The organism is Azospirillum brasilense, assembly GCF_007827815.1.
In the GTDB taxonomy this organism is placed as follows: Bacteria; Pseudomonadota; Alphaproteobacteria; order Azospirillales; family Azospirillaceae; genus Azospirillum; species Azospirillum brasilense_C.
In genome coordinates, this window is record NZ_VITH01000039.1 from 1 (window position 1) to 1,244 (window position 1,244).

The 1,244-nt window shown below is 74.9% G+C and carries 1 protein-coding gene; it reads right to left on the bottom strand.

What is annotated here, in order from left to right:
* On the bottom strand, positions 1–1,244 hold a 1,244-nt coding region (locus FBZ83_RS32450), incomplete at both ends, for an Ig-like domain-containing protein (RefSeq protein ID WP_282186922.1).

Genomic DNA, 1,244 nt, shown 5'->3' on the forward strand with positions numbered 1-1,244 from the left:
TGCGAGGCGGTCTGGCGCTCGGCGCTGCCGGTGGCGGTGACGGCGACGCCGGTGGAGACGCTGACCGTCAGGGTGGTCTGGGTGGAGACCTCGCCGGTCTGGCGGTCGACCACCTGCTCGCGCACCACCGGGACGTCGGCGAGGTCGGGGTTGGCGGTGTTGCTGTCCTCGACGCGGGTGGCGGTGCTGGCCGCGATGGTCACGGTGGTGGTGCGGGTGCCGTCGCCGTTGGTGGTGACGGCGCCGCTGACGGTGGCGCCGTCGACCGTGGCGACCGGCGGCGGGGCGACCGGGGCGGGCTTGTCGACCGTGGCGGTGAGCTTCTGCGTCGTCGCGGTGAAGGGCACCGAGGCGTTGCCGGCCGGGTCGGTCAGGCCCAGCGTCAGGGTCAGCGTGCCGTCGCCCAGGCCGGAGAGGTCGAGGCCCTCGACGCGCGCGGTGGGCCCGCTCATCACGCCGCTGCCGGAGACCTGGCCGCCGCCGGCGGAGGTGATGGTCCAGGTGAAGGCGGCCCCGGCCTCGCCGCCGCTGATGGTGAAGGCGGCGCTGGACTGCTCGATGGCGTCGATGCTGTCGTCCTCGAACAGGACGGTGGCGGTCGGCGCGGTGGTGTCGACGGTCAGCGACCGGGTGCCGGGGGTCGAGCTGTTGCCCGCCGCGTCGGTGGCGGTGGCCGCGACCGGGTTGGCGGCGTTGGCGGTGAGGCTGAGCGTGCCGGCGGTCGGGACGGCCGTGGCGAGGTTCAGGCTCCAGGCGCCGGTCCCCGACGCGGTGGTGGTGTAGGTGGCGCCGCCGACGGTGACGGTGACGGTGCTGTTCGCCTCGGCCGTGCCGGCCAGGGTCGGGGTGGTGCTGTTGGTCAGCGCCGTGGTGACGGTCGGGGCGTCGGGGGCGGTGGTGTCGACGGTCAGGGTCTGGGTGCCCGGCGCCGAGACGTTGCCCGAGGCGTCGGTGGCGGTGGCCGAGACGGCGTTGGCGCCGTTCGGGTTCAGGCTGAGCGAGCCGGTGGTCGGCGTCGCCGTGGCGAGGTCGATGGACCAGCTTCCGCCGGTGGCGGTGGTGGTGTAGGTGGCGCCGCCGACGGTGACGGTGACCGTGCTGCCCGTCTCGGCGGTGCCGGTGAGGATCGGCGTCGTGCTGTTGCTCAGCGCCGCGCTGGTGACGGTCGGGGCGTCGGGCAGCGTGGTGTCGATGGTCAGCGACTGGGTGCCGGCCGTCGAGGTGTTGCCCGCGGCATCGGTGGC